Genomic DNA, 26523 nt, shown 5'->3' with positions numbered 1-26523 from the left:
AGCTTCCTGGCTGTCGAACGAATTCAGATCCAATGCAGCGAGATCGGGAAAAACCGGCGGCAAAGACTGCGATGACGCCACGGAGACAAGACTCAATGAGCAGGTCAAGTCGCGTCCGCTTTTTGAAAAGCAACGAATCACTGCAATTCTGATTTGAGACTCACCGCCCGGAACGGCAACGGTCACTGCCAGCCGTTCAACGTTGTCGCGGTCTTTGCGGGTATCGCAAGCGGCGCTGAAGGTCGCAATTCACGGTTACCGCACCCCCTGAGGGGAAAGTTCATGTTTCAAGGGGAGATTGGTCGGAGCGGCAGGATTCGAACCTGCGACCCTCTGGTCCCAAACCAGATGCGCTACCAGGCTGCGCTACGCTCCGATGCCGACTAAGGCGTGATCCGGATACACCGGAATGCTGTGCCCCGCAACCGCTAATCGTCGCGAAATGGATCTAATTGACACTTCACTGCCCGATCACCCGGTGATGCGCTTTATCGCCGGGCGCGATCCCCCGTCTGTCGGCCGTACCTGCATTGAGTTCAAGCACATAGCGGACTGGCGAAGGAGACGAAATGATGGTCTCGGAATAGGGAATGGTATCCTTGACGATCCCGACAATCGTTCCGCCCTCATCAAGAAAAAGCATATCCAGGGGCAAGGGCGTGTTTTTCATCCACATCATCACCGGCCGGGTCTGATCGAACTTGAACAGCATACCGTGATCGGGCGCCATGCTCTCGCGATTCATCAAGCCACGCGCGCGCGTCTCAGGTGTCAGCGCCAGTTCCACGGCAATGCGAACGGGCCCAGCCGCGGTCTGGATCACAAGCCGTTCGGAATCAACCGGCAAGGGTGTGGCTGCGGCCTGAGCGGTAAACCCCGTCGCCAAGCCGGCGAGAACGAGTGCGGCGGCAGCCATCAACTTGCGCATGGGAAAAACTCAGTGGGAGTTGGGGATTGGCGCGTCGATATCCGGATGGATCTCGGCCGCCATCAGGCCTTTGTCGCCGTCGCCAAAACGCACCAGCACGACCTGTCCGGGCCGCAATTCGGCCAGTCCATAGCGTCTGAGCGTTTCCATATGAATAAATATGTCTTCCGTCCCCTCGCCGCGGGTCAGGAACCCGAATCCCTTGGTGCGGTTGAACCACTTGACGATGGCGCGCTCAAGCCCGCTGGACGGTTTGACCTGCACATGGGTGCGCACCGGTGGCAATTGCGACGGGTGCACCGCGGTCGATGTATCCATGGAAATGATTCTGAACGCCTGATAGCCGCGTTCCCGCTTCTGGATCTCGCACACGATGCGCGTTCCCTCCAGCACCGTCTGGTAACCGTCGCGCCGCAGGCACGTCACATGCAGCAGCACATCTTCCATACCGTTGTCAGGAACGATAAAACCAAACCCCTTGGCCACGTCGAACCATTTGATCACTCCCGTAATCTCGATCAGATCGACGGCGTCGGCATGCGCGTCGGCATGCGCCTCGTTCTTTTCTGAGGACCTTTCCCCCATTCCGGATGCCTCTCCAATACGCGCCACATACAAATGAAGTGATTCTCGTTCCAAACATTAACATTGTATTGCGCAGGCTGTGCAAGCCCCGCCGGAAAACTTGTTGATCCATCCCCTTCTATTGCACCGGCATTGCCTGACGCGCCAATCCGCCTCATGTTCTTGCAATCAAGAATCACGAGGTAAAGCCAATGCGTTATCTGCACACGATGGTCCGCGTCACCGACATCGAGGCATCACTCGATTTTTACTGCACCAAGATGGGGCTTGTGGAAATCCGCCGCAGTGAAAGCGAATCGGGCCGGTTCACACTTATTTTTCTCGCCGCACCGGGCGACCGGGAGCGGGCACTGACGGATCAGGCGCCGTTGCTCGAATTGACTTACAATTGGGACCCGGAAGATTATAGCGGCGGCCGCAATTTCGGTCATCTCGCCTATGTCGTCGACAATATCCACGAGACCTGCCAGTCACTTCTCGACCAGGGCGTGACGATAAACCGCCCGCCGCGTGACGGTCGGATGGCATTTGTAAGATCTCCGGACGGAATATCGATCGAGCTATTGCAGAAGGGCGAGCCGCTACAGCCGGTCGAGCCATGGCTGTCGATGAAAAACACCGGAGAGTGGTAGCGCCGGGATGGCAAGGCCGGTCAAGTGTGCAATCCGGCCCCTGGCGAGCCGGATTGCATGAATGGCAAGCTTCGCGCAACGGAGGTCGGTCAAGCTAAAGCCGGAGTCATGCTTTCGCCGTATTTGCGCCGCATCGCATGGTTTCTGACATGAACGCCATTTGACCCTGTCCGGACGTCGGATTTGCTCGTATACACATACGGTGCAAATGGGTAGGCATCCTTCAAGGACCTTCGGGTCTGCCAGTGCAAGATACCGGGGGCTCGAGATATTGCAGACAGGCGGGAATAGGGCAGGCAATTGCCGTGTAGGCGCGCGCACCTTGATGTTGACCGGTGCCGTGGCGCTGCTGAGCGGATGCGTGTCAGCCGGCGACCCTGCAACGTTTGCAAGCCAGGGCTTTGCCCCGGGTGCGTCGAGCCTGTCTGACAGCACCATGATGGTCAGTGAGTCTGACGCGATGTTTCTTGCAGCCGGTTCCACGGCCGCCGCTGACTCGAACATTCCACTTCCAGTCCCATCACCGGCTTCGGCTGACGGGGCGTCAAGGCAAGCTGTTGCCGACCCGGTCGAAACCGACATCGCACAGCCGCCGGTCATGGCAGACACGTCCATTGACGCCCTGAATCGCGGCATCACCCAAAACCAGCTGGCAAGTGCGCCCGCCAATCTCTATGCCGCGCCGCCTGCCCCTGAAGTGATCGAGCCGCAGCCGGCCGAACCGGCGGACCAGGCGCAATCTGCGCCTGCCGAGATGGAGCCAGAGTCTGAGGAAGCCGCAGCCCCGCCGCCAGTCCAGGAACTGGCCGTGATCGCGCCGCCAAAGAAGAAATCGATTTTCGCGCGCATGTTTGCGCCACAGCAGAACTCATCCAGGAAAGCGCCCGCCGGGACCAAGAAACGCGTGGTCTCGTCCATGCGAACTCAGGTCAATCAGGCTGCGGCATCCAGCGGCGGCGACACCCTCCCCGGAGTCCGGCTGGCGGCCTTGTTTGGCGTTGACGCCGATACATCAACGGGCAGATCCAGTGCCGGACAGATCGAGCTGGCTTCGGCCGCCGGCCTGGCGCGGCTTGCTCCCAACGGGTTGCATCGGCAAACCGAAAATGTCGACGTCGATTGTTTCAAGCCGGAACTGGTTCGGGTTCTCAAATCCATCGAACGCCATTACGGCCGACCGGTGGTGGTGACATCCGGCTATCGCAGCCCCAGGCACAATCGCCGGATTGGCGGTGCGTCGGGCTCACGGCACACATCCTGTGAGGCCGCTGACGTCCAGATCGAGGGCGTCTCCAAGTGGCAACTGGCGAAATATCTGCGCTCCATGCCAGGGCGCGGTGGCGTCGGCACCTACTGCCATACAGAATCAGTTCACATCGACATCGGCAATCCGCGCGACTGGAACTGGCGCTGCCGTCGTCGCAAGTAGGCAACAGCCAGTTTTGGCTGGCAATTTGTGCCAGTCGCGGGCCCATCCGGGGCCAATCGGAAAACAATCTTCATCCCGAAGGCATTTTTTTAGCGGAACCACCAATTATCCACTTGCGGTCTTAAAACGGGCTGACTATAAGACGGCCACATTGTATGCGCCCTTCGTCTATCGGTTAGGACGCCAGATTTTCATTCTGGAAAGAGGGGTTCGATTCCCCTAGGGCGTACCATGTTTTTCAAGCACTTCGCTTGGCTTCCTCATCCAAGATATAAATCCTGAATTGTGCCTCGGGCCTGCAACGGCACCGGCTCTGCCCGTCCTCGGGACGCGCCTGGGCTCGGTATCCGAATTGTTGTCTTGCATTGGCGAGAGGCGGGCGCGAACGGCTCCGGAGGAGCAATCTGCGGAGATCGCTCAGTCAGCAACCGCGGCATCGATGATTCGGATCTGAACCCGCCTGACCCCCTGCCAGTGGTCCGCTGACAGCGTGCCTGCGACATGAAACGCCAGGCCGCGCCCATTCAGCAACGCTTTGCCCATTTCCGTGTCCGCAGCGCGGAAGGCAATGCCATCGAGCCGCCCGCCATCAGGACCGGCGAAAGACAGCTTGATGTGATTCTGGCCAACCACGCGGGCATCCCTGACGATGTGTGCCGGAACCGCAAAGACCGGCTGCGGATGTCCGGCGCCAAAAGGCCCGGCGCGTTCGATCATGTCGACCAGATCCAGCGTCGCACCGGAAGCCGACAGCGCCCCATCGATCTTGAGCCGGTGGCGTTGTGACAGGCCCGCAACCGCCTCGGCGACATGGTCTTCGAAAAACGCCCGCAGATCCCCCAGCCGGCCTTGCTCCACCGTCAAGCCGGCTGCCATCGCATGCCCGCCGCCTTTAAGCAGCAGGCCGCTGTCGACGGCCTTGCGCACCAGTCGGCCAATGTCCACGCCGGGCACCGAACGCCCCGACCCGGTCCCCTTGCCATTGCCGTCAAAGGCGATGGCAAACGCCGGCCGCCGGTAGCGGTCCTTCAGTCTCGAGGCCAGAAGCCCGACCACGCCCGGATGCCAGCCGCGGCGTTCGGTGATGATCACCGCAGGCCCCTCGCCGCTTGCCATTTCGACTGCGGCTTCCGCATCGGCTTCCTCCAGCATCGCCGCCTCGATGGCCTGCCGCTCCCGGTTCAACTCCTCCAGCCGCTCCGCAATTGCGTCCGCCTCGGCACGGTCTTCGAGCGTCAGCAGGCGACTGCCGAGCGCGGCATCGCCAATGCGTCCACCTGCATTGATCCGCGGCCCGATTAAAAAACCAAGATGGTAGGGCGTCATCGGCCCGTTCAGCCCTGCACGCTGGGCCAGCGCGGTCAGGCCCACATTGCCCATGCTCCGCGTGACCAGCAATCCCTTGACCACAAAGGCGCGATTGAGACCCTTCAGCGGCACCACATCGCAAACCGTAGCCAGTGCAACCAGATCCAGACATCCGAGCAGGTCGAAACCACCCGCCCGCGCGTCGCCCCTTTGGCGCAACATCCGCAACGTGCCGGCGAGCACCATGAACACCACGCCACAGGCACACAGATGCCCCAGACCCGACAGGTCATCCTCACGGTTGGGATTGACCAGCGCCTGGGCCAAAGGCAGCTCCTGCGCCACCTGGTGATGATCGATCACCACAACGTCGGTTCCTCGCCGCGCGGCCTCTGCCAGCGACTCATGGCTGGTGGAGCCGCAATCAACCGTGATGATCAGTCCGGCGCCACGGTCGATCAGATCGCCAATGGCGGTCGGATTGGGTCCGTATCCTTCAAAGATCCGGTCGGGAATGTAGATTTCGCTCTCGACGCCGAAATGGCGCAGGAATCGCTGCATCAGAGCAGAGGACGTTGCCCCGTCGACATCATAGTCCCCGAAGATGGCCACACGCTCGCCGCGCGTGATCGCGGCAACGATCCGCTCCGCCGCCTTGTCGCAATCGGTCAGCCGGGATGGATCAGGCATGAGGGATTTGATGGTGGGATCAAGAAAGGCTGCCGCGTCGCCCATGACCACGTCGCGCCCGGCCAGCACCCGGGCGACCACATCCGGCAAGCCGGTGCTCTGGGCAATAGTAATGGCCTTGTTCTCGCCAGCCATGTCGAGCCGCGCGATCCATTTCTGCCCCGACAGGGATTTCTCAACGCCCAGGAACGCCCGTTCGGATGCACCGCTGTTTGCCATTTTGGCCCATCAACCCGTCCTAAGGCGCCATGCCGGTGTGGCTGCGCCGGAGACACGCTCATACCGCATCCCGACGGGGGCGGCAAAGCACAGATATACTAATGCCTGTCGCGCAAAACTGTGCAGCGGTTTTGCGACAACGACATGCATCAAGAAAGAGCCTAAGGCGCGGCACCCGGAACCGGTTTGATGCGACGCGCTGCAGCGCCGGCGGAAACGACACGAAAAAAGGGCCACACCGGCAACGGCATGGCCCTTGGTTCACAACGGGCGCGCTGCGCGGGCAGATCAATCGAACTTGGTGAGATCCTGATGCCGCGCCTTGATTTCGCGGACTGTGCGCGATGATGAGCGCATCACGATGGTGTGGGTGGTGATGGCGTTGCGCGTGAACCGCACGCCTTGCAGGAGATTGCCGTCGGTCACGCCGGTGGCGGCAAACAACACATCGCCACGCGCCATCTCTTCCATGGTGTAGACGCGGTTGGGATCGGAAATACCCATCTTCGCAGCCCGCGCCACCTTTTCCTCGGTGTTGAGTTGCAGCCGGCCCTGCATCTGTCCGCCGATGCACCGCAGCGCTGCGGCGGCGAGCACCCCTTCAGGCGCGCCGCCAATACCGAGATAGATATCAATCCCGGTTTCATCCGGGTCAGTGGTGTGGATCACACCGGCCACATCACCGTCGCCGATCAGCCGGATGGCAGCCCCGGTGGCGCGAACCTCTTCGATCATCCGCGCGTGGCGCGGTCTGTCGAGGATACAGGCGGTGACCTGGTTCACGGAGACGCCCTTGGCCGCTGCCACGGCGTGGATATTTTCTGATGCGGATGCATCCAGCGACACCGTATTGGCCGGATAACCGGGTCCGATGGCGATCTTTTCCATGTAGACATCGGGTGCGTAAAGCAGGCTGCCTTTTTCCGCGAACGCGATCACCGCCAGGGAATTGGGCAGGTTCTTGGCGCAGATCGTGGTGCCTTCCAGCGGATCGAGGGCGATATCGAGCTTGGCGCCGGCGCGGGTGCCCACTTCCTCGCCGATGTAGAGCATCGGCGCTTCATCGCGTTCGCCTTCACCGATCACCACCGTCCCGTCGATAGCCAGCCGGTTGAGTTCCTGACGCATGGCATCCACGGCGACCTGATCTGCGGCCATCTCGTCGCCCCGGCCCCGAAGCCGGGCTGCGGCAACCGCTGCACGCTCGGTGACCCGGGCGATCTCCAACGTGAGAATACGGTCAAGACTGCTGGTTTCTATCGGTGTACCTGACATGGACTAAGCTCCCCTGAGGTAATTCGCTTGCCGCTCATACAGCGTCAAAAGCCAGCAAAGCAATGTCAATCCCGCTTAAAAAGGCGTTGTTATTCAGGATTTTGGCCGGATGCAAAACTAAATCGATTAAAGCCGGCGCCTGAAGACCAGCACCCGGACGGATCACCGCGCCGCATACCAGGAAGCATCAGTTCTCGCGGGTGCGCTCGATCCGGATCACCTGCGGTTCACCGGACAGATAGCCCTCATTCCTTATGCCATCAACCGCCGCGCGCACCCGCGACTCCGTCGTGGCATAGGTGACGAGGATAACCGTTTGCGGACCGGCTTCAGCACCGGATGGGCGGGCGCGCTGAACGATCGATTCCAGCGAGATGTCGTTCTTGGCCATCATGGTCGCGATCGAGGCAAAAACGCCGGCTTTGTCGTCGACCTTGAGCGAGATGAAATAACCACCCTCATGGCTCTGGATCTGAGCCCGCTTGTAAGGTTCGAGTTTGCTGGCCGGTCGACCCAATGCCGGTGCGTGCTGATGGCCCGGCCTGCTCTTGGCAATATCGGCAATGTCGCCCAGAACCGCCGAGGCGGTGGCGTCACCGCCGGCACCGGGCCCGGACAGCATCAACTCGCCAAGAATATCGGCTTCGATGGTGACGGCATTGGTCACGCCTTCGACCTGAGCGATCATCGAGCCCTTCGGCACCATGGTCGGATGGACACGTTGCTCGATGCCCGTTGCAGTGCGTTGCGAAACCCCAAGCAGCTTGATGCGGTAACCCAGCTCATCGGCGGCATGGATATCGTCGATCGAAATATTGGTGATGCCCTCGATGTAGACCTCGTCGGCGGCAATCTCGGTGCCGAAGGCCAGACTGGTCAGAATCGACAGCTTGTGCGCGGTGTCATCGCCCTCGATGTCAAATGCCGGATCGGCCTCGGCATAGCCAAGGCGCTGGGCATCGGCCAGGCATTCGGCAAACCCGATATTGTCCCGCTGCATCCGGGTCAGAATGTAATTGCAGGTGCCGTTGAGGATGCCGTAAATCCGCGTAACAGAATTGCCGGTCAGCGATTCCCGCATCGCCTTGATGACCGGAATCCCGCCGGCCACTGCGGCTTCGAAGTTCAAAAGCACGCCGTTGGATTCTGCCAGGCGCGCCAGTTCGACACCGTGCCGGGCGAGCATCGCCTTGTTGGCGGTCACCACGTGCCGCCCGGCCGTCAATGCTGCTGTCGCCGCAGCATAGGCCGGATCGCCCTCGCCGCCGATCAACTCGATCAGAACATCGATGTCGGCCTCACGCGCCATCACCACCGGATCATCGTACCAGGTCACCGTCTCGAGGTTAAGCCCGCGATCACGGTTCCGCTCGCGTGCACTGACCGCCGTAATCACGATTTCACGCCCGCAAATATCGGAAAGCAGATTGTGCCGTGCGGTGACTACGCGAAACAACGCCGCGCCAACGGTCCCGAGGCCTGCAATGCCTATTTTCAGGGCATCAGTCATATCAAATATCCACCTGTATCGGATCGTCCGCAGCGCTGCACGGACTTGGGAAACTCTGGGCGGGTTTACCGACGGGACAGCGGACGGTCAACGCCGGACGGGCAAAGACACCACTTTGTCGCCGCCATCATTGGCAGCATTGGCAAAGAAGCGCTTGATATTGCGCGCAGCCTGGCGAATCCGGTGCTCGTTTTCGACCAGCGCAATACGCACATGGGCATCGCCATGCTCGCCGAATCCGATTCCGGGCGCAACCGCAACATCCGCCTGTTCGACCAACAGCTTGGAAAACTCCAACGATCCCATGTGCTTGAATTGCGGAGGAATCGGCGCCCAGGCAAACATCGTCGCCGCCGGCGGCGGCACATCCCAGCCGGCCTTGCCGAAACTGTCGACAAGCACATCGCGGCGGCGTTTGTAGGTTGAGCGCACCTCGGCAATCTCGGCGCCATCACTGTTCAGAGCCGCGGTCGCCGCAACCTGAATCGGCGTAAATGCGCCGTAATCGAGGTAGGACTTGACCCGTGTCAACGCGGAAATCAACCGTTCATTGCCGACGGCAAATCCCATCCGCCAGCCGGGCATCGAGTATGTCTTCGACATCGAGGTAAACTCGACGCAAAGATCCATGGCGCCTTCAACCTGCAGCACCGACGGCGGCGGCACATCGTCAAAATAGATTTCCGAATAGGCCAGATCGGACAACACGATAATGTCGTGCTTCCTGGCAAAGGCGACGACGTCCTTGTAGAAATCCAGCGTGGCGACATAGCTTGTCGGGTTGGACGGGTAGTTGAGTATCAGCGCCAGCGGCTTGGGGATCGAATGCCGCACAGACCGCTCAAGTGCGGCAAAGAAACTGTCGTCCGGCACCACGTCAAGCGAGCGGATCACGCCGCCCGACATGATGAAACCGAAGGCGTGGATCGGGTAGGTCGGATTGGGGCACAAGATCACATCGCCGGGCGCTGTGATCGCCTGGGCCATATTGGCAAAGCCTTCCTTCGAGCCAAGCGTGGCAATAACCTGGGTCTCGGGATTGAGTTTTACCCCAAACCGCCGCTGGTAATAAAATGCCTGAGCCCGCCGCAGCCCGGGAATGCCTCGCGACGTCGAATAGCGGTGGGTGCGCGGGTCTCTCACAGCTTCGCACAATTTGTCGACGATCGCTGTGGGCGTCGGCAGATCCGGGTTGCCCATTCCCAAATCGATAATGTCGGCGCCACCCGCCCGTGCCGAGGCTTTTAAACGGTTCACCTGCTCGAACACATAGGGCGGAAGACGGCGAACTTTATGAAATTCTTCCATGGAATCCACTACAACTACGGGCTTCTCGGTGTCGCCCTGATATCACGGGTTTGCATCCAATCCGGCCCGAAGGCAAGAGTTAGTTCTCGATTTGCCGCTGTGTATCACTGGCATGGCTTGCCGCCAATTCCCGCAATTCGCGAAGCCGGCGTTCATACTGTGCCCTGGCATCGGGTGTCGACGCCCGGCTTTTCAGCAATGTCGTCATTTCCATCTCGGCTGCAAGGATCTGGGCATTGGAAAGCTGTGCGTTGGCGGCTTGCGGCTGCCGCCCAAGTTTCGGGTATTCGCCGGATCTCTGGGCGCCTGTCACGACAAATGTCCTGGCCTCGACCGGTTCGGTTTTCTCGATCGGAATGAGAGACGTAACGCCCGGATTGCGCCGGACAATTTTTGAATCGTCAGCAGCAACATCAGCACGTGCCGCAACCGGCTGCGGCGCGGCATCCTCGAGCGACGCGGTTTGACATCCCCCCACCCAAAGTGCGGCAAGTGTCACATATGCCAAGCGAACAAAATCTGTCATGATTACCTATATTCGGGTCTCCACCATCTGGTGGTCATGACATGGACACCAAATGTCCGTATCAAGAAAGCATGCATGCTTGGAGGGCTCATCAAGCACTGTAACAAAGCCGTTTTAAGGCAGAAAAAGGGCTGGTGGCAAGCTCGGGAACGTACAAGGAGGCGTCAACATGGCAGACAAAGGCACGAGCACGGCCGGGAAAAAGAACTCCGAGGGCGATGCTTCACCTGCCGAAGCCTATGTTGTCAAAAATCCCGAAGCTTTTGCCCGCAATGTTGCGCGCATGCTCGAAGAGCTGGGCAAGGCCGCCTCGGCATGGATTGAACCGCGCGAAAAAGGCGAAATCGCCGACACAGTTTCCGAACCAATGGCCGACATGGTCAAGACCTTTTCCAAGGTCGGCGAATACTGGCTCTCCGATCCCAAGCGCGCCATCGAAGCCCAGACAAGTCTGCTGACCGGCTATTTCGACATGTGGAGCGAATCGGTCAAGCGCATGTCCGGTGAGGACGACAGCCCCAGGATCAAGACCAGCGACAAGCGGTTTTCAGATCCCGATTGGGACGACAATCCGTTTTTCGAGTTCCTGAAAAACGCCTATCTGATCACGTCGGACTGGGCCAGCAAGCTCGTCGACGAGAGTGAAGGCCTCGATGACCATACCCGTCACAAGGCAGCCTTTTACGTCCGCCAGATTACCAGTGCGCTTTCACCGGCCAATTTCATTGCCACCAATCCCGAACTGTACAAGGAGATGGTTGCCACCAACGGCGAAAACCTCGTCAAGGGCATGCATATGCTGGCCGAGGATATCGCAGCCGGCAAAGGTGAACTCAAACTGCGGCAATCCGATGCCTCGAAATTCAAGGTCGGCGAAAACATCGCCGTCTCGCCAGGCAAGGTCGTCGCCCAGAACGAGATCTGTCAGATCATCCAGTATGCCCCCGCAACCGAGTCGGTGCTCAAACGGCCACTGCTGATCGTGCCGCCCTGGATCAACAAGTTCTACGTTCTTGATCTGAATCCGAAGAAATCCTTCATCAGATGGGCTGTCGAGCAAGGCCACACGGTGTTCATCATCTCCTGGGTCAACCCGGATCAGCGGCACGCCGAAAAGGGCTGGGAGGCCTACTCGCGCGAGGGCATTTCGTTTGCTCTCGACACCATCGAGAAGGCGACAGACGAGCGTCAGGTCAACGTCATCGGCTACTGCGTCGGCGGTACGTTGCTGGCGGCGACACTGGCGCTGCAGGCCCAGGAGAAGGATGCCCGCATCGCCACCGCCACATTCTTCACCACCCAGACTGACTTCACCTATGCCGGCGACCTCAAGGTGTTTGTCGATGAAGCGCAGATTGCCGCGATCGAAGCGGCCATGAAAAAGAACGGCTATCTCGACGGATCGAAAATGGCGACGGCCTTCAACATGCTGCGCGCCTCGGATCTGATCTGGCCCTATGTCGTCAACAACTACCTCAAGGGCAAGGATCCGATGCCGTTTGACCTGCTCTACTGGAACTCGGATGCGACCCGAATGCCGGCCGCCAACCATTCCTACTATCTGCGCAATTGCTACCTCGAGAACAATCTGTCCCAGGGCAAGATGGAACTCGCCGGCAAGACCCTGAATCTCGGCGACATCAAGGTTCCGGTCTACAATCTCGCCGCCCGGGAAGATCATATCGCCCCTGCCCGTTCGGCCTATATCGGCGGCAAGCTGTTTGGCGGTGACGTGACTTACGTGATGGCCGGATCGGGCCACATTGCCGGCGTCGTCAATCCGCCGGCGGCCGGCAAGTACCAGTTCTGGTCCGACGGCCCGCTCAATGCGGAGTTCGAAGACTGGGTGGCTGGCGCAACGGAGACGCCGGGGTCCTGGTGGCCGCACTGGCATCAATGGATTCGCGCCCATTCCGACGAAGAGGTGCCGGCACGCAAGCCGGGTGGCAGAAAACTCAAACCGATCGAAGATGCGCCGGGGTCTTATGTCCGGGTGAAGGTCTGACCGGCACCGCCAGCCTCTCCTTGCCGACGCTAACCGGCCGCTGCGGGTTTGCGAGGGAGTGGAAAGCCTGTTATCGCCCGCTTGATGAGATTCGACCCGCCCCTGATCCCCGCAACGCTGCTGCGCCGCTACAAGCGCTTCCTGTTTGATGCAGAGCTTGAATCCGGAGAGCTGATCACCGGATCGTGCCCCAACACCGGCTCGATGCGGGGCCTCACCACGCCTGGCTCGAAATGCTATCTGACCAGCCATGTCTCCGCCACGCGCAAATATGCACATGCCCTGGAGCTGGTCGAGGCCGACGGCACACTCGTCGGCATCAACACCGGCCGCCCCAACCGGCTGGTGGAGGAAGCCATCGATCAGGGCTTGCTTGGCTCGCTCGGCGCTTACGCAAAACGCAGCCGCGAGCAGAAATATGGCGTCAACTCCCGCATTGATATCCTGCTTGAGGATCGCGAAAGGGGCACCGCCTATGTTGAAGTCAAGAATGTGCATTTTTGCCGCAGCCCCGGACTTGCCGAGTTTCCTGACAGCGTCACCGCACGCGGCGCCAAGCACCTGGAGGAGCTCGGTGACATGGTCGCGGCTGGACACCGGGCTATAATGGTCTATCTGATCCAGCGGGATGATGTCGACCGGCTCAGCCTGTGCCGCGATCGGGACCCGGCCTATGCAGCCGCTTTCGATCGGGCAATGAGCCGCGGGGTTGAAGCCTGCGCCATACGGTGCAAGATCACGCCTGAGCAAATCAGCCCTGAATTGACGGTGACCATTGAGGAATCCGGTCTAAACAGCCTAGTGTAATGACGCGCCGGTGGTAAGCTGCCGGAGCAAGACAAAGCGAGCCTGCCATGGTTACCTACATTGACGCCAGTTCGGCCCCGATGAAAAACACCGGTCAGATCCGGCTCTATGGCCCGGACGGCTTTGAAGGCATGCGCAAGGCATGCCAGCTCACCGCCCGGTGCCTCGACGAACTGGTCACGCGCATAGCGCCCGGCGTGACCACGAACGAGATCGACAAGTTTGTGTTCGAATTCGGCATGGACCACAATGCTCTGCCCGCGACTTTGAATTATCGCGGCTACACCAAATCCTGCTGCACCTCGATCAACCATGTTGTCTGTCATGGCATTCCCAACGACAAGCCGCTGCGTGAAGGCGAAATCATCAATATCGACGTGACCTACGTGGTGGACGGCTGGCATGGCGATTCGAGCCGCATGTATCCGGTCGGAGACATCAAACGTGCCGCCGAGCGGCTGCTCGAAATCACCCAGAACTCGCTGATGCTCGGCATCGCTGCTGTCAAGCCCGGCGCGCGCACCGGCGCCATTGGCGAAGCCATTCAGAAATATGCCGAATCCGAACGCTGCTCGGTGGTCCGCGACTTTTGCGGGCACGGCGTCGGCAAGCTGTTTCATGATGCGCCCAACATCCTGCATTACGGCCGCGCCGAAGAGGGGCCGGAAATGCGCCCCGGCATGATCTTCACCATCGAGCCAATGATCAATCTGGGCCGGCCGCACGTCAAGGTACTGTCCGATGGCTGGACGGCCGTGACGCGAGACCGCTCGCTGACCGCACAATACGAACACACCGTCGGCGTCACCGAAACCGGCTGCGAGATCTTTACCCTGTCCCCTGCCGGCCTTGATCGTCCTGGCTTACCCGCATGACACCACGCCATCGCCCAGGTCAGACACAACAAGGCCTGACCGGCGATGGCGCGCATGACGAAGGCAACGCCCCGAAAGATCCGGATCCGGCGGCTCCGGATGAGCGCAGCTACTTTGCGGAAAACCGCCAGACCAAAACTTCGGGCCATGCGCTAGAAACGGAACCCCGCGATGTCTCGCTCGGTCCAGACGAACACTACCATGGTCACCGCGACCGGTTACGCCAGCGCTTCCGCGACAGCGGCGGCAGCGCGCTCGCAGACTATGAAGTACTGGAACTGCTGTTGTTCAGACTGATCCCGCGGCGCGACACCAAACCGATCGCCAAGGCTCTGCTCGCCAGATTCGGATCGCTTCCCGAAACCCTTGGTGCGCCCACCCATTTGTTGACCGAGATCAAGGGTGTTGGCAGCAGCGTCGCGACCGATCTCAAACTGATTGGCGTGGTCGCCCAGCGAATGCTCAAGAGTGATCTCAAGGCTCGCCAGGTTCTCGCGTCCTGGTCCTCGGTGATCGAGTACTGCCGTGCAGCCATGGCGTTCGAGGCGCGGGAGCAGTTCCGGGTGCTGTTTCTCGACAAGAAGAACGCCTTGATTGCCGATGAGGTGCAGCAAACCGGCACCGTGGACCACACGCCTGTCTATCCACGCGAGGTGGTCAAGCGCGCTCTGGAACTCTCCGCCACGGCGATCATCCTGGTACATAATCACCCATCGGGCGACCCAACCCCGTCGCGCGCCGACATTGAAATGACCAAGCTGATCATCGACACCGCCCGGCCGCTGGGCATCACCGTGCATGACCACATCATAATCGGCAAGGACGGCCATGCCAGTCTCAAGGGCCTGAAGCTGATCTGACGGTTTGCGAGATGGCCGGGCATCAGCCAGGCCGGCACTGCGGCGGCGCATGGCCAGCGCATCTTCCAGAATCAAAAACGCCGGAGCAGTGCCCCGGCGTTATCTCATCAAGCGCGCATGCCTTATTCGGCAGCCGCATCGTCCTTCTTTGCAGCTTTCTTCTTGACTGGCGCCTTCTTCTTCTTCGGCTCGGGCTTGTCGGAAGCCTCGGCCTCGTCATCCGCCATCAGCTCTTCCTTGCTCACCGGCTTGTCCGTCACATCAATGATGGTGAGCATGTGGTCAACGGTCTTTTCCTCAAAGATCGGAGCCCGCAACGAGGCCACGGCGCCTGGGGTCTTCTGGAAATACTCGTAGATTTCCTTTTCCTGACCCGGAAACTTGCGAACCTGCTCGAACAGCGAACGCTGCAGTTCTTCGTCGCTGACCTGAATACCGGCTTCTTCACCGATCTTCGACAGGACGAGACCGAGACGGACACGGCGCTCGGCCAGCGTGCGGTACTCTTCGCGCGCAGCCTCTTCGGTTGTGTCTTCGTCTTCGAAGGTCTTGTTGTTGTCGGTCAGTTCCTGGTTGATCTGGCGCCAGATGCTTTCAAATTCCGCATCGACCAGTTTGGAAGGCGATTCGAACTTGTGCGCCTCATCCAGCTGATCGAGAATCTGCCGCTTGAGCTTCTGGCGGGTGATCTGGCCATACTGGCTTTCGATCTGCGACTGGACGACTTCGCGCAGCTTGTCGGCGGAATCAAGCCCCAGTGTCTTGGCCAGTTCGTCATTGATTTCAAGCTCACCGGGCGCGGCAATGGCCTTGACCGTGATGTCGAAAGTCACTTCCTTGCCGGCAAGATGGGCAGCCTGATAATCTTCCGGGAATGTGACCTTGATCACCTTCTCGTCGCCTTCCTTGAGGCCGACGAGCTGTTCTTCAAAGCCAGGGATGAAGCGGTTCGAGCCGATGACAAGTTCAGCGTCCTGATCCGCGCCACCTTCGAACGGTTCGCCGTCAAGCTTGCCCAGGTAATCGATCGTCACCTTGTCGCCGTCGGCAGCCTTGCCGGTCTTGGGCTCGTAGGTGCGGCTGTTTTCCGCCACCCGAAGCACCTGCTCCTCGACTTCTTCCGCCGGCACATCGACGACTTCACGGACGACCTTGATGCTCGACATGTCCGCCACGTCAAAGGCTGGGATCACCTCATAAGCGATGGTGAATTCGAAATCGGCTGCTCCGTTGAGGATCTGATCAGCTTCCTTCTCGTCCTCGGTCATGGAAATCTCCGGCTGGGTTGCAGCCTTTTCTCCACGCTCGGAAAGGATCGAGGTCGGCTTTTCCTGGATCATCTCATTGACCAGCTGCGCCATCATCGATTTGCCATAGACCTTCTTGAGATGCGAAATCGGCACCTTGCCCGGGCGAAAGCCCTTGATCTGCATCTTGCTTTTGGCTTCGGCAAGTTTCTCGTTGAGCTGCGATGCCATGTCCGCAGCGGGAACGACAACCTTCAATTCGCGCTTCAGCCCTTCGGCAAGCGTTTCGGTAACCTGCATGTTCAAACCTTCATTTCCTCGCGACTGCGACCGTTCGGGTTGGCCCCGCGACTGGGCCGGTTTTCCGGCGTCGCTTCGGCATTCTTCATATAAGGCACCAGACCGGAACAGCCGGTTCGGTGCCTTCTCGTACTCGCCCCGTCGTCCTGTGCGCTCGGCGCCAGCCAGACCGGACTATAAACTGGTGCGGGTAGAGAGACTCGAACTCCCACGCCTCTCGGCACCAGAACCTAAATCTGGCGTGTCTACCATTTCACCATACCCGCTTCTTAGGGCCGCAAAACCACGCTTGCGCGAGGCGACCCTGAACGCGGTCGCTCTATATCACCCGTTCGGTCACGATCAAAGGAAAAATGACCGCACATCCGAGGCTTTTTGCCCAGAACGCGCTGACGGAGCAAAATGCGAGCTCTTTTCAGTACAGCGGCTCGCTATAGAGCGTCTCCCCATCAATCATCAGACGCGCGATTTGTGCTTTGCCCGACTGCGATATCCGCACCGCAACCGTTGTCCTGCCATCATTGCGGGCTGACTCGATCTCCAGCCCTTCGCCTTCGGGCACATAATAACGCTCGATGCCGAAGCGGAGCGGGAACATCACCTCCCCGGCGCGCTCCCGGTCATCCGCATACACCATCACCGGCTTGCTTTTCAAATAGACGGCACCGGGAAGCCGATAGTCTGGTTGCCGCAGCGAGAGTGCAGAAGGTTTTCCCAGCCGATCTTCACCGCTGCGCTCCAGCGTCAGCCAGAGCTGTGCATAGGTGTCCTCTTTTGGCCAATCCGCTGCCAGCAGCGCGCCATTGACCATCGAGATGTCTTCGTAGCGCAGCTCGACATAGTCGCCCCGCATCAGATCCCTGGGATCAACCGGCGCGGCCTTGAGCACCACCTCGAAGCCATTGCGCAGGATGGCGACGCGGCCACCAATCATCACCCCGAGCATGCCGATCAGCACAATCGCGCAGATCATTGCGGCGATGAACGGGTTGATGTCTCGGCGTAACATCTGGCTGATGGCTGTCATGACCGGCCCTCCCCGGCCTTGAACCTTTTTTCAATCTTCATCACCGCAAAGGCGATAACGGCCAGCACCAGCCCGCCCAGAAACAGAAAACCGGCGCTTCCCAGCAGCGAGCCCAAGGTTTCCCCAACCACATAAATGGTTTCGCCGGCGAAGGTGAAATAGGCAAACCGGCGGATGAAGCGGTTGTCGCCACCGGCGACGGCAACAATGGCGACACTGGCCAGCATGACCAACGCAGCAAGCACAATTTCGCTGACCAGTCCGGGATCGGCAAGCTCTACCTGAATCGCAATCAGCCCGGATAGAAACAGAACCGCCCCATAGGCTGACACGGTTCCATGGCGCACCACCCCGCCCCCGAGCCGGGAAGCGCCCAGGGAGCCGATGCCAAACGCTACCGCGCCGATTGCAGCCAGCACATAGCCAAGATCCAGATCCGTTGTGTCATCCACGACCCACACGACCCAGCCGATCAGGATCAACGCGCAGAGGTGAGCCGCCACTGTCGAGCGCGATCGCCAGCTCGCCAGACCGACAACAAGGGCCAGGACCACAACCGTGAGATACCCGGCTACATCGCTCACGTCTGCCGCGCGTGATCCGAACGCTGCCGATTGCGCCAGCAGGTAACCGAATGCCAGGAGTCCGGCTCCAACCGCCGCCATTGGCGAACGGAAGCAAAACGATACAACCAGCGCAGCAGACGTCCACACCAACATGAACGCCGCTTCATCCCCGCTCAGATGGTACATCTGACCCGTGAGCGCGATGCCTGCACCATGGCACAGCAGCGCAAACACCAGAGCCGCCTCCGATAGCCATCCCGCGCCTCTGCGCAAGGCCACAGCCGCGGTGAAAAGTCCCGAAAGGATGAAGAGGAAAATCATTCCGACCCGGAGCGGGCGGGCTATCGCGTCCCAATTGGCCGCAACAAGGGCAATCACCGCAGCCCCGAACAGCACAGCCGCGAGGATGGCGAGAACACTCGAGAGCTTGAAACCGGTGTGCCGCCGGTCGTGATCCGCCAGCAACTCGGCGCCCTGCCCTGGCTGCAACAATCCGGCCTGGGTCCATTGATCGATCTCGCGGCACAAATATCTGCGGAACATGAGGTGATTCTTTCGAAAAAATGGCATCAACGAGGTCCGAACCATTCTCTATCCCATACCCTGCGCCAAATGAGGAGACAGAAATCATCGGCTTTGCCTTTGCATGCACTCAGTTCAGGCAGTTTGGCTTGAGCTATGCAATTGCCGAATAGCTTCCATGAGAATATTGCACTGCACAAATCGAGCAAAGCCCCCTATGTTCAAAACATCGGAACGCCACGGTGGCGAACCAGAAAACAGCAGGACAGAGGGAGAGTATCCATGAATTTGATCCGCTCCTACGCCAGCTGGCGTAAATATCGTGAGACCTGCGTCGAGCTTAACAGGCTTAGCGAACGCGAGTTGAACGACATAGGCATGACACGCAGCGACATTCCATTCGTCGCGCGGCGCGCCTCCTAGAGTTTAAGGAATTCGGAGTGGCCACCTCCTCCTCCCAATGGCCACTTCGATGCGACTGACGTTCACCCTCCTCCCGAGCGTCAGTCATTTAAAATGACGCCCACCGGATCCTCCTCCCCCGGTGGGCGTTATTTGTTTGAGCCAACCAACTGGCAACGCGCCCCATCCATCTCCGTGCAAGATGTTGACCCGGTCCACTTGCATTCCCCCCTGCGGGCCTTTGACCGCGATCTGCACGTGTCGGACGGCCAAGGCAGAAGAGCCAGCCCTTTTGAGAAGCCGGACACAGAGCATCGTGCGCCGACCAGGACGGATTCGGATTCTGATGGCTCAAATGTGCTGCCGACCAGGGCCGGATGACGGTATCGTCTTCACCGGCGCGCAAAACCATGCCCTGCGACAATCCTTCTCCGCCCACAAACTCCTTGCGGCAGACTGCGTCTTACGCTTCGCGGCACGGTCTAATCGAAAATTTGATCGGGCAGCCAGGTGCTGAAGGCCGGTTGCCATACGATGAGCGCCAATACCGCCAGCTTGATGAACACAAACGGGGTTACCGCGGCATAGATATTGCGCATGCTGATGGTGTCGGGCGCAACCCCGCGCATGACAAAAAGCAGCAGCCCGAACGGTGGCGTCAGCAAACCAATCTCCATGGTGAGAAGATAGGTGACGCCAAGCACCAACTCATTGATCTGCGCATTTGCTGCGAGAGGAACGAAGATCGGGACGGTAATCATCAGCATCGAGACCTGATCAATGAAACATCCCAAAAACAACAGGATGAGGACCATACCAATCAAGACCATCGTCGGCGTCGGTTCGATCAGATTCACCATCTTGATGAAGCCGCCGGTTGCACCGCTGAAAGACAAGACCTGCGCAAATGTCTGGCTGGCGGCAATGATGAACAGGATCATCACTGAAAGCTTGACGGTTTCCATGAGCGCGCGATGAATGTTTTCGAAGCTTAAGGCGCGGTAACACAAACTCAGCACCACAGCCGCGATGCAGCCAAGGGCTGCCGATTCGGTGGGCGTGGCCACTCCCGCGAGAAGCGATCCGATGACAACGAAAAACATCAGTGACAGCGGCAGCACATAGATGAAGAACGGCCGCCAGCGCTCGGCCAGACTGATGTCCGGCAGATCTTCCGTCGGCGCAAGCCCCGGATTCACGATGCAGCGAATGACGACATAAACAACGAAGAGCACTGCCAGAGCCAATGCAGGCAAGACCCCGGCAATCAACAGCCCGGAAATCGATATGCCGGCCAGGCTTCCGACCAGCACCGCAAGGGCCGAGGGGGGAATAAGCATCGCGATCGCGCCGGAGGCCATGATCGGCCCCATGGCGAGCGATGGATGGTAGCCCTTCCTGAGCATGCCGGGCAGCAGGGTCGACCCCAGCATGGCAGTGTTGGCTATTGTGGAACCCGAAAGCGCTGCAAACACCGTTCCCCCGAAAATGGTCACCACCGACAATCGGCCCGGAACTCTGGTGACAACCCGCTCGATCGCATCAATGGCGCGGTGCGCGACCCCGGAGTGGAAAAGGATTTCCCCCATGAGAATGAACAGGGGAATGGGCGCGAGTTGGAAATTTGACACTGTCTGGGTTGCGTTTCGGGCCAATTGCACAAAACCGCGTTCGCCACCCAACACTTCAAACGCGCCCACCATCGTGACTGTGATGAAGGCAAATGCGACCGGCAGGCCTGCCAGCAGAAGCAGCATCAGCCCACCGAGCATAAGTGTGAGAGTAAGCACCCAATCCATGATTGTTTCCTATAGCCCTGCTTTAGAAACCGGTGGCAGTGACGGACGCAGAATTTTGCGCGCAAACTCGATCGCGCAAAGGATCAGGCAAACCGGCAGCATGACCAGCGTCCACCATTCCGGGATTGCGAAGGCTTTTCGGATCGTCGCGCCACGGAGATAGGAGGCTTGCAGCGCCTCAAACGCGTACCAGGCAAGAGCCGCGGACACGATTCCCGCCACCAGCCACGCCCCTATGGATAGGACACGCCGGGCGCGGGCGGAAAGCGCTTCGGTGACCAGGTCTACCTGAACGTGCCCATTGATCGACAGGACCCACGGGGCGGCCAGAAAGGTCGCGGCCAGAAGTCCGTACTCGATGGCGTCGAGCGCGCCATAGATCATCGGCAGTCCCAGTTTCTTGAGCGCCATGTTCACCGGGATAACCACAGCGATGGAAGCCAGAATGATCGCCGCAAGACGCGCAAGGAAAAGCAGAAGCGCATCAAAAAAAGCATCAAGTTTTTTCATCACCGCACCTATCGTGGCGGGGAGCGGCAACGCCGCCCCCCGTTCGGCTTACTTGCTCATGCACGAACGCAGTTCAGCGGAAAGCGCAGCGTCGATCTCGGTCACTTTCGCCCAGCCCTCGGTTTGAGCGGTATCGATCCATTTGGCTGCGTCGTCACCCTCAAAGGTGATGGTTTCGATACCCGCATCGGCCTGGGCCTTGAACTCGGACACATTGCGCTCGATGTTGAGCTGGTTTCGCGCCTCTATCCAGGCTGCACCCTGCTCCAGCACCGCCTTTTGCGCGTCGGTGAGGGTCCCCCAGGTGTCAAGATTGACCAGGAAGTTGACGTCGACCTGATAAAAACCCGGATCGACACGATAGGCTGTCTTCTCATGCCAGCCCAGGTCCAGAATGCCCTGGCTTGGCCAGCCGTAGCCATCAATGGAGCCGCGTTCCAGCGCCGTGTAGACCTCTCCTGGAGCGGTCTGCACCAGGGTGGCGCCCAGCTTCTCGAACATGGCGCGATACACCGGTGTTGTCCGCAAGGTCAGCCCTGTAAGGTCCGGGGTGTCGATCGGCTTGGTCAGGTACAGATGATACGGCGTGTAATCACCCGTCCGGGCGAGGAACTTGACGTTCATTTGCTCCTGGTGAATGCGGTCAATGGCCTCGTAACAGCCATTGGCGCGCTGATCCTGAATGGTGTTCTGCGCCAAATGCAAGGCGTCACCGGCCGGAACCAGATTGCCATAAAATGCACTGGTGTTGTTGGCGATATCCACGACCCCGGTCTGGACCGCATTTCCAAGTTCAAACGTCGGCACAGCTTCAGGACCACCCAGCAGATCGATCTGAATCTCACCCTTGCCGTTCTCGTTCACCCACTCGGTGAAAGCGACGAAATCACGGGAAAAATTGGTTTGGAGCCCGAATGCGGAAACGCCGCGCAGCACCACCTCTTCGGCAGCGACCGGAAACGCGACGAGAATTGCAGCAGCCGCTGCCATTGAACGTAAATACATGACTTCCTCCCAGAAATATGCGCTCGAATGTAAACAAACCGAAATGGCCCGGTATCCCGAGGAAACATGGCCATATTTAATATGTGTATGCATACATTACCTGAATTGCAAATGTTTTAATCCTCAAGCATCTTCAGGTTCCACCTCTCCCGGCGCCGCCAGAAAAGGCCATGGCAAGACCTCTGCTGCCGCCTGAACGGTGACCGATTGTGCGGGCAAGGCGGGTGAACGTCTACCCGTCGCCAGACCGCCCGACAGTGCCCTGCGGCCTGACCCGGTCCTTCACTCGTCAGTTGGGTTTGGCGGGCGTGACCGACAAGCGGCATGCCGTTAACCCGCAATGCATCGGATGCATGGCTCCATTGCGTTCTTCCGCACTGCACAATTGGATCGGCCGGACCTATATTGAGGGCAATGGAACACGGCAGCCGGCCATCACGCCGGACGCCACAGTGAAAGGAAAACACCATGATGAACTTCCGCAAGGCTTACAGAGACTGGCGCGACTATCGCAACACCGTCAATGAGCTGTCCCGCATGTCAGAACGCGAACTCAACGACCTGGGCATTTCCCGCGGCGATATTCCGTTTGTTTCCCGCCGCCCCAGCAATTAATCTGAACAATGCCTGCCCGGTTTTCTGACCGGACATCAAAACGGCGCCCCGGCAACAGGGCGCTGTTATTGTTTGAGCCCACCGTCAATGCAAACTGCGGCTCTCCCATCGCACCGACCTCGGGGCACCAGCCCGCACGGCGCAACACACCTGCAGCAGATGTCGATATAGGCGAATCAAGCCATACCAGGCGCGCATATCAGTCTTGCAGTTATTGCGCTGCACAATCAGGCAGCAATCGCCTATATTATGGGCATCAAATTGATGAAACCCAGATCACGCCCGGACCGGGCACACCGGAGGAAACGACCATGAATATTCTCACCAGAGCACGCAGCTGGATGAAAAGCCGCCAGACCGCTCAGCAGCTTGCCAATCTCTCCAACGAAACCCTGGCCGACATCGGCCTGACCCGTTTCGATATCCACAATGCAGCTCGCGGACGCATGGCCCGCTGATCGCATTCCAAATGACCGTTTGCGACGGCGTCCCCCTGGGGCGCCGTTTCCGTTTGCAGGGCGGATACAAACATCTTTGAGACCGCAACCCGCCCGTGGTAAGCCAACGCATGACCAAGACACATTCTCCCCATGCTCCCATTCACGTCATCGGCGGCGGGCTTGCCGGCTCGGAGGCGGCCTGGCAGATCTCCCGGCGCGGCCTGCCGGTAATTCTGCATGAAATGCGGCCTGTGCGCGGCACGGAGGCCCACCAGACCGACAGTCTGGCTGAGCTCGTCTGCTCGAACTCGTTTCGGTCCGATGATGCCGAAAACAACGCGGTCGGCGTCATTCACGCGGAAATGCGATTGGCAAACTCCCTGATCATGGACTGCGCCGACAGGACCCAAATTCCGGCCGGCGGTGCGCTGGCGGTTGATCGTGAGGGTTTTGCCCAGGCCGTCACCGATGCGATTGAAGCCGAACCGCTGATTTCTGTCGCCCGTGAGGAGGTCACCGGCCTTCCCCCGGCGCAATGGGACCAGACCATCATTGCCACCGGTCCGCTGACCGCACCCGGTCTGGCCGAGGCAATCGCGGCTGAAACCGGCCAGGATGCGCTGGCATTTTTCGATGCCATTGCACCCATCATCCACACCGAGTCGATCGACATGTCGATCTGCTGGTTCCAGTCCCGTTACGACAAGGTCGGTCCGGGCGGCACCGGCCGCGACTACATCAATTGCCCGATGGACAAGCCGCAATACGACGCCTTCATCGATGCTCTGATCGCCGGCGACACCACCGGTTTCAAGGAATGGGAAGGCACGCCCTATTTTGATGGCTGCCTGCCGATCGAGATCATGGCCGAACGCGGCCGCGAAACCTTGCGCTATGGTCCACTGAAGCCCATGGGCCTGACCAACGCGCATCAGCCCGACATCAAGGCCTACGCCGTCGTCCAACTGCGCCAGGACAACGCACTGGGCACGCTCTACAACATGGTCGGATTTCAGACCAAACTGAAATACGGCGCCCAGGCTGAGATCATCCGCATGATTCCGGGGCTCCAGAATGCCGAATTTGCCCGGCTTGGCGGTCTGCACCGCAACACCTATCTCAATTCCCCGCGCTTTCTGGATGGCACCCTGCAGCTCAAGAGCCGTCCGGGCTTGCGCTTTGCCGGCCAGATCACCGGCTGCGAAGGCTATGTCGAAAGCGCCGCCATGGGGTTGCTGGCCGGCCGGTTCGCCGCCGCCGAGCGACTGGGCGAAGCCCTGCCGCCGCCGCCGCTGACCTCGGCCTTCGGGGCACTGCTCAACCACATCACCGGCGGCCATCTGCTCAATGATGATGAACCCGGCAAGCGCTCGTTCCAACCCATGAATGTCAACTTCGGCCTGTTTCCGCCGCTCGAGCCGGGCGCGATCGTGCGTCCCGAGGGTGGCGGCCGCTTCCGCGGCAAGGACAAGGCCAAAGCCAAGAAGCAGGCCATGGCCCGCCGGGCTCTTGCCGATTTCGCCCATTGGCTTGAAGCCTCGCAGGTCCGGCAAGCGGCGGAGTAGCCTCGCTGTCGGGGCGCAAGCGCGACGGTGCGCTCACTCGGCGACCAGACCGTTACTCAGCAGCGATCGCGGGGCTTTCGACACCTGTCTCGGCGTTCGGCAATCCGGGCATGCCGGCCGCCTCCGGGTTCTGCGCCACATAATCGGCCTTCAGCGCGGCTGAGCCTTTGCGTGACCCGTCATGGCTCCAGCCAGGCGGTGCGAACAGATAAGCCAGCCTCTGCCTGATGCTCAGGCCGGGCTGTATCGCATCACGGCCCATGTCGATCCATTCGTGAAACCCCACCCTGATCGGATTGAAGCTGCCTATGTTCCTGACGATGCCGTAGCGCGGCAAATCCTCATCAAGCTCGGGAACAAAGCTGTTGAACATCCGGTCCCAGATGATCAGGGTCCCGGCATAATTGGCATCAAGATACCGCGGATTGGTGCCGTGGTGCACCCGGTGATGCGAGGGGGTGTTGAAGATCCATTCAATCGGCCGCCACATTCTGCCGATCGCCTCGGTGTGAATCCAGAACTGGTAGACGAGGTTGAGACCGCCCACGAACAGCAGCAGCACCGGATGAAACCCGATCAGCGCCAAGGGTATCCTCAAGATGAACATGCCGGTGAATGTGCCGGTCCAGCTCTGGCGCAGCGCCGTCGACAGATTGTAGTGCTGCGACGAATGGTGAATGACATGTTCGGCCCACACCCAGCGGCAGCGATGCGCAATGCGGTGGTACCAGTAGTAGCGCAAATCATCGAGAATGAAACAAAGCACGATCACGGCCCAGGATGTACCAAGATCGACAAGCCGGTACTGCCAGGCCCACATCAGCACACCGAACGCCACAAAGCCGAGCAGCAGGCCGGATACCACGTTTCCGACCCCCATCACCAACGAGGTCGCAGTGTCGCGTGTTTCGTAATCACCACGCCGTTTCAAATAGCGAATGACAAACAGTTCCAGCAGGATGGCCGCCACGAAAAACGGAATCGCCATCTGCGTGACATCGGGAAAATCCTTGAGATCAGGCATCTTCATTGCCTCCTGAACTAGCCATCTTCGGAGCAGCAAAGGCAAAATTGCCGCACAGCCACAGCGACACCTCGGCAGCATCCTCGGTGGACGCAAATATGTAATTGCCGCCTTTCAGCGTCGAATCGTGGAATTTGACATGAAAGCCCGGCTGCCCCTCGAGCGGCAGCACCGTCACCTCGCCAGGCAGGATCAATCGCGCGACATGGTGGCGGCCCATTGTCTGCAGAAAACCGGTCTTGCCATCGGCCAGTCTGAGAAAGCTCGCCTGCCTGTCTTCGGTCATCGTCACCGAGCGGATCGCTTCGCCCGGATAGGCCCGCGCGAATTCAAGAATGACCTCGCCATGGTCGCGCGTGGCCGCGATTCTCGAACCGCCAAAATAGTGAACCGCGCTGATGACCAGCAGGACGCCACAGGCGACAACAACTATCAAGGCTCCAAGGCTCATGCATCCCTCCGACAGACTGAGCGCCAGACCGCGTCAATATGCGCAGACTATGTCCCGCAATCTCTCGGTGTGCAAGCCACCAGGTGGCGCGGC

At 59.7% G+C, this 26523-nt stretch carries 24 protein-coding genes, 3 tRNA genes and 1 pseudogene; 11 read left to right on the top strand and 17 right to left on the bottom strand.

The window, feature by feature from the left end; translation table 11 throughout:
* Window positions 1-299 precede the first annotated feature (299 nt).
* From PZ897_RS17215 to PZ897_RS17205, 3 genes are all read right to left on the bottom strand, one after another.
* Window positions 300-376 (bottom strand) — tRNA-Pro (locus PZ897_RS17215).
* An 84-nt stretch (window positions 377-460) separates the two neighbouring features.
* Window positions 461-928 carry a DUF192 domain-containing protein gene (locus PZ897_RS17210; protein ID WP_275753774.1) on the bottom strand — a complete coding sequence of 156 codons (468 nt, stop codon included), beginning with the start codon at window positions 926-928 and terminating at the stop codon, window positions 461-463.
* A gap of 9 nt (window positions 929-937) precedes the next feature.
* Window positions 938-1513 carry a cold-shock protein gene (locus PZ897_RS17205; protein WP_275753772.1) on the bottom strand — a complete coding sequence of 192 codons (576 nt, stop codon included), beginning with the start codon at window positions 1511-1513 and terminating at the stop codon, window positions 938-940.
* Between the two features lie 191 nt (window positions 1514-1704).
* Between PZ897_RS17205 and PZ897_RS17200 the strand changes: the two genes are divergently transcribed.
* The 3 genes from PZ897_RS17200 (at window position 1705) to PZ897_RS17190 (ending at window position 3806) form a co-directional block, all read left to right on the top strand.
* Window positions 1705-2145 carry a VOC family protein gene (locus PZ897_RS17200; protein WP_275753771.1) on the top strand — a complete coding sequence of 147 codons (441 nt, stop codon included), beginning with the start codon at window positions 1705-1707 and terminating at the stop codon, window positions 2143-2145.
* Window positions 2146-2470: 325 nt separating this feature from the next.
* Window positions 2471-3574 carry a D-Ala-D-Ala carboxypeptidase family metallohydrolase gene (locus PZ897_RS17195; RefSeq protein WP_275753769.1) on the top strand — a complete coding sequence of 368 codons (1104 nt, stop codon included), beginning with the start codon at window positions 2471-2473 and terminating at the stop codon, window positions 3572-3574.
* A gap of 157 nt (window positions 3575-3731) precedes the next feature.
* A tRNA-Glu gene (locus tag PZ897_RS17190) sits at window positions 3732-3806 on the top strand.
* Window positions 3807-3991: 185 nt separating this feature from the next.
* Here the strand turns inward: PZ897_RS17190 and recJ are convergent.
* From recJ to PZ897_RS17165, 5 genes are all read right to left on the bottom strand, one after another.
* Entirely contained in the window at window positions 3992-5791 is a 1800-nt protein-coding gene (gene recJ, locus PZ897_RS17185; RefSeq protein WP_275753768.1) for a single-stranded-DNA-specific exonuclease RecJ, read from the bottom strand.
* 288 nt (window positions 5792-6079) lie between these two features.
* On the bottom strand, window positions 6080-7066 hold the full coding sequence (gene glpX, locus PZ897_RS17180; protein WP_275753766.1) for a class II fructose-bisphosphatase: 987 nt from the start codon (window positions 7064-7066) through the stop codon (window positions 6080-6082).
* A gap of 187 nt (window positions 7067-7253) precedes the next feature.
* Window positions 7254-8576, bottom strand: coding sequence for a homoserine dehydrogenase (locus PZ897_RS17175; protein WP_275753765.1), 1323 nt, complete (start codon window positions 8574-8576; stop codon window positions 7254-7256).
* A gap of 87 nt (window positions 8577-8663) precedes the next feature.
* The gene (locus PZ897_RS17170) at window positions 8664-9884 is read right to left on the bottom strand and encodes an LL-diaminopimelate aminotransferase (RefSeq protein WP_275753763.1); all 1221 of its coding nucleotides are present in this window, start codon (window positions 9882-9884) and stop codon (window positions 8664-8666) included.
* 79 nt (window positions 9885-9963) lie between these two features.
* On the bottom strand, window positions 9964-10410 hold the full coding sequence (locus PZ897_RS17165) for a hypothetical protein (protein WP_275753761.1): 447 nt from the start codon (window positions 10408-10410) through the stop codon (window positions 9964-9966).
* A 169-nt stretch (window positions 10411-10579) separates the two neighbouring features.
* Between PZ897_RS17165 and phaC the strand changes: the two genes are divergently transcribed.
* The 4 genes and pseudogenes from phaC to radC form a co-directional block, all read left to right on the top strand.
* Window positions 10580-12415, top strand: a complete 1836-nt coding sequence (phaC, locus tag PZ897_RS17160) for a class I poly(R)-hydroxyalkanoic acid synthase (protein ID WP_275753759.1) — start codon at window positions 10580-10582, stop codon at window positions 12413-12415.
* An 84-nt stretch (window positions 12416-12499) separates the two neighbouring features.
* Window positions 12500-13222: a DNA/RNA nuclease SfsA gene (sfsA, locus tag PZ897_RS17155; protein ID WP_275753800.1), complete on the top strand. Its 723-nt coding sequence runs from the start codon at window positions 12500-12502 to the stop codon at window positions 13220-13222.
* 47 nt (window positions 13223-13269) lie between these two features.
* Entirely contained in the window at window positions 13270-14097 is an 828-nt protein-coding gene (gene map / locus PZ897_RS17150; RefSeq protein ID WP_275753758.1) for a type I methionyl aminopeptidase, read from the top strand.
* Window positions 14098-14291: 194 nt separating this feature from the next.
* A pseudogene (gene radC, locus PZ897_RS17145) lies at window positions 14292-14957 on the top strand (DNA repair protein RadC); the annotation flags it as partial.
* Between the two features lie 122 nt (window positions 14958-15079).
* On the opposite strand, the gene tig reads toward radC, so the two are convergent.
* The 4 genes from tig to PZ897_RS17125 form a co-directional block, all read right to left on the bottom strand.
* Window positions 15080-16504, bottom strand: a complete 1425-nt coding sequence (gene tig, locus PZ897_RS17140) for a trigger factor (protein WP_275753798.1) — start codon at window positions 16502-16504, stop codon at window positions 15080-15082.
* Window positions 16505-16686: 182 nt separating this feature from the next.
* A tRNA-Leu gene (locus tag PZ897_RS17135) sits at window positions 16687-16770 on the bottom strand.
* Window positions 16771-16919: 149 nt separating this feature from the next.
* Window positions 16920-17531: a GDYXXLXY domain-containing protein gene (locus tag PZ897_RS17130; protein WP_275753754.1), complete on the bottom strand. Its 612-nt coding sequence runs from the start codon at window positions 17529-17531 to the stop codon at window positions 16920-16922.
* On the bottom strand, window positions 17528-18640 hold the full coding sequence (locus tag PZ897_RS17125; protein ID WP_275753752.1) for a DUF2157 domain-containing protein: 1113 nt from the start codon (window positions 18638-18640) through the stop codon (window positions 17528-17530). The genes PZ897_RS17130 and PZ897_RS17125 overlap by 4 nt, the downstream gene beginning before the upstream one ends.
* A gap of 261 nt (window positions 18641-18901) precedes the next feature.
* On the opposite strand from PZ897_RS17125, the gene PZ897_RS17120 reads away from it, so the two are divergent.
* A complete protein-coding gene (locus tag PZ897_RS17120; RefSeq protein ID WP_275753751.1) occupies window positions 18902-19042 on the top strand; it encodes a DUF1127 domain-containing protein in 141 nt (46 codons plus the stop codon).
* Window positions 19043-19503: 461 nt separating this feature from the next.
* Here the strand turns inward: PZ897_RS17120 and PZ897_RS17115 are convergent, their stop codons facing one another.
* The 3 genes from PZ897_RS17115 to dctP are packed head-to-tail and all read right to left on the bottom strand — an operon-like array spanning window position 19504 to window position 22335.
* A complete protein-coding gene (locus PZ897_RS17115; protein WP_275753749.1) occupies window positions 19504-20820 on the bottom strand; it encodes a TRAP transporter large permease in 1317 nt (438 codons plus the stop codon).
* A 9-nt stretch (window positions 20821-20829) separates the two neighbouring features.
* A complete protein-coding gene (locus PZ897_RS17110; RefSeq protein ID WP_275753747.1) occupies window positions 20830-21330 on the bottom strand; it encodes a TRAP transporter small permease in 501 nt (166 codons plus the stop codon).
* Window positions 21331-21378: 48 nt separating this feature from the next.
* Window positions 21379-22335, bottom strand: coding sequence for a TRAP transporter substrate-binding protein DctP (dctP, locus tag PZ897_RS17105; RefSeq protein ID WP_275753745.1), 957 nt, complete (start codon window positions 22333-22335; stop codon window positions 21379-21381).
* 471 nt (window positions 22336-22806) lie between these two features.
* On the opposite strand from dctP, the gene PZ897_RS17100 reads away from it, so the two are divergent.
* From PZ897_RS17100 to trmFO, 3 genes are all read left to right on the top strand, one after another.
* A complete protein-coding gene (locus PZ897_RS17100) occupies window positions 22807-22950 on the top strand; it encodes a DUF1127 domain-containing protein (protein ID WP_275753796.1) in 144 nt (47 codons plus the stop codon).
* Window positions 22951-23261: 311 nt separating this feature from the next.
* Window positions 23262-23408, top strand: coding sequence for a DUF1127 domain-containing protein (locus tag PZ897_RS17095; RefSeq protein ID WP_275753744.1), 147 nt, complete (start codon window positions 23262-23264; stop codon window positions 23406-23408).
* A gap of 110 nt (window positions 23409-23518) precedes the next feature.
* A complete protein-coding gene (gene trmFO, locus PZ897_RS17090; RefSeq protein WP_275753742.1) occupies window positions 23519-24955 on the top strand; it encodes a methylenetetrahydrofolate--tRNA-(uracil(54)-C(5))-methyltransferase (FADH(2)-oxidizing) TrmFO in 1437 nt (478 codons plus the stop codon).
* A 52-nt stretch (window positions 24956-25007) separates the two neighbouring features.
* Here the strand turns inward: trmFO and PZ897_RS17085 are convergent, their stop codons facing one another.
* Window positions 25008-25979 (bottom strand): sterol desaturase family protein, encoded by a 972-nt coding sequence (locus PZ897_RS17085; RefSeq protein ID WP_275753740.1) that lies wholly within the window; start codon window positions 25977-25979, stop codon window positions 25008-25010.
* Window positions 25972-26430, bottom strand: coding sequence for a hypothetical protein (locus PZ897_RS17080; protein ID WP_275753739.1), 459 nt, complete (start codon window positions 26428-26430; stop codon window positions 25972-25974). Before PZ897_RS17080 ends, PZ897_RS17085 begins: the two co-directional genes overlap by 8 nt.
* Window positions 26431-26523 lie beyond the last annotated feature (93 nt).

The sequence above is a fragment of the Hoeflea sp. YIM 152468 genome (assembly GCF_029210485.1).
Taxonomy (GTDB): domain Bacteria; phylum Pseudomonadota; class Alphaproteobacteria; order Rhizobiales; family Rhizobiaceae; genus Hoeflea.
The sequence above is the reverse complement of the archived record's forward strand: the minus strand, read 5'-3'. Positions and strand labels throughout refer to the sequence as shown.

Bases quoted from the DNA above. Each gene is read 5' to 3' on its own strand.
- PZ897_RS17210 (WP_275753774.1), bottom strand. From the start codon at position 928: ATGCGCAAGTTGATGGCTGCCGCCGCACTCGTTCTCGCCGGCTTGGCG.
- PZ897_RS17205 (WP_275753772.1), bottom strand. From the start codon at position 1,513: ATGGGGGAAAGGTCCTCAGAAAAGAACGAGGCGCATGCCGACGCGCAT.
- PZ897_RS17200 (WP_275753771.1), top strand. From the start codon at position 1,705: ATGCGTTATCTGCACACGATGGTCCGCGTCACCGACATCGAGGCATCA.
- PZ897_RS17195 (WP_275753769.1), top strand. From the start codon at position 2,471: ATGTTGACCGGTGCCGTGGCGCTGCTGAGCGGATGCGTGTCAGCCGGC.
- recJ (WP_275753768.1), bottom strand. From the start codon at position 5,791: ATGGCAAACAGCGGTGCATCCGAACGGGCGTTCCTGGGCGTTGAGAAA.
- glpX (WP_275753766.1), bottom strand. From the start codon at position 7,066: ATGTCAGGTACACCGATAGAAACCAGCAGTCTTGACCGTATTCTCACG.
- PZ897_RS17175 (WP_275753765.1), bottom strand. From the start codon at position 8,576: ATGACTGATGCCCTGAAAATAGGCATTGCAGGCCTCGGGACCGTTGGC.
- PZ897_RS17170 (WP_275753763.1), bottom strand. From the start codon at position 9,884: ATGGAAGAATTTCATAAAGTTCGCCGTCTTCCGCCCTATGTGTTCGAG.
- PZ897_RS17165 (WP_275753761.1), bottom strand. From the start codon at position 10,410: ATGACAGATTTTGTTCGCTTGGCATATGTGACACTTGCCGCACTTTGG.
- phaC (WP_275753759.1), top strand. From the start codon at position 10,580: ATGGCAGACAAAGGCACGAGCACGGCCGGGAAAAAGAACTCCGAGGGC.
- sfsA (WP_275753800.1), top strand. From the start codon at position 12,500: ATGAGATTCGACCCGCCCCTGATCCCCGCAACGCTGCTGCGCCGCTAC.
- map (WP_275753758.1), top strand. From the start codon at position 13,270: ATGGTTACCTACATTGACGCCAGTTCGGCCCCGATGAAAAACACCGGT.
- tig (WP_275753798.1), bottom strand. From the start codon at position 16,504: ATGCAGGTTACCGAAACGCTTGCCGAAGGGCTGAAGCGCGAATTGAAG.
- PZ897_RS17130 (WP_275753754.1), bottom strand. From the start codon at position 17,531: ATGACAGCCATCAGCCAGATGTTACGCCGAGACATCAACCCGTTCATC.
- PZ897_RS17125 (WP_275753752.1), bottom strand. From the start codon at position 18,640: ATGTTCCGCAGATATTTGTGCCGCGAGATCGATCAATGGACCCAGGCC.
- PZ897_RS17120 (WP_275753751.1), top strand. From the start codon at position 18,902: ATGAATTTGATCCGCTCCTACGCCAGCTGGCGTAAATATCGTGAGACC.
- PZ897_RS17115 (WP_275753749.1), bottom strand. From the start codon at position 20,820: ATGGATTGGGTGCTTACTCTCACACTTATGCTCGGTGGGCTGATGCTG.
- PZ897_RS17110 (WP_275753747.1), bottom strand. From the start codon at position 21,330: ATGAAAAAACTTGATGCTTTTTTTGATGCGCTTCTGCTTTTCCTTGCG.
- dctP (WP_275753745.1), bottom strand. From the start codon at position 22,335: ATGTATTTACGTTCAATGGCAGCGGCTGCTGCAATTCTCGTCGCGTTT.
- PZ897_RS17100 (WP_275753796.1), top strand. From the start codon at position 22,807: ATGAACTTCCGCAAGGCTTACAGAGACTGGCGCGACTATCGCAACACC.
- PZ897_RS17095 (WP_275753744.1), top strand. From the start codon at position 23,262: ATGAATATTCTCACCAGAGCACGCAGCTGGATGAAAAGCCGCCAGACC.
- trmFO (WP_275753742.1), top strand. From the start codon at position 23,519: ATGACCAAGACACATTCTCCCCATGCTCCCATTCACGTCATCGGCGGC.
- PZ897_RS17085 (WP_275753740.1), bottom strand. From the start codon at position 25,979: ATGCCTGATCTCAAGGATTTTCCCGATGTCACGCAGATGGCGATTCCG.
- PZ897_RS17080 (WP_275753739.1), bottom strand. From the start codon at position 26,430: ATGAGCCTTGGAGCCTTGATAGTTGTTGTCGCCTGTGGCGTCCTGCTG.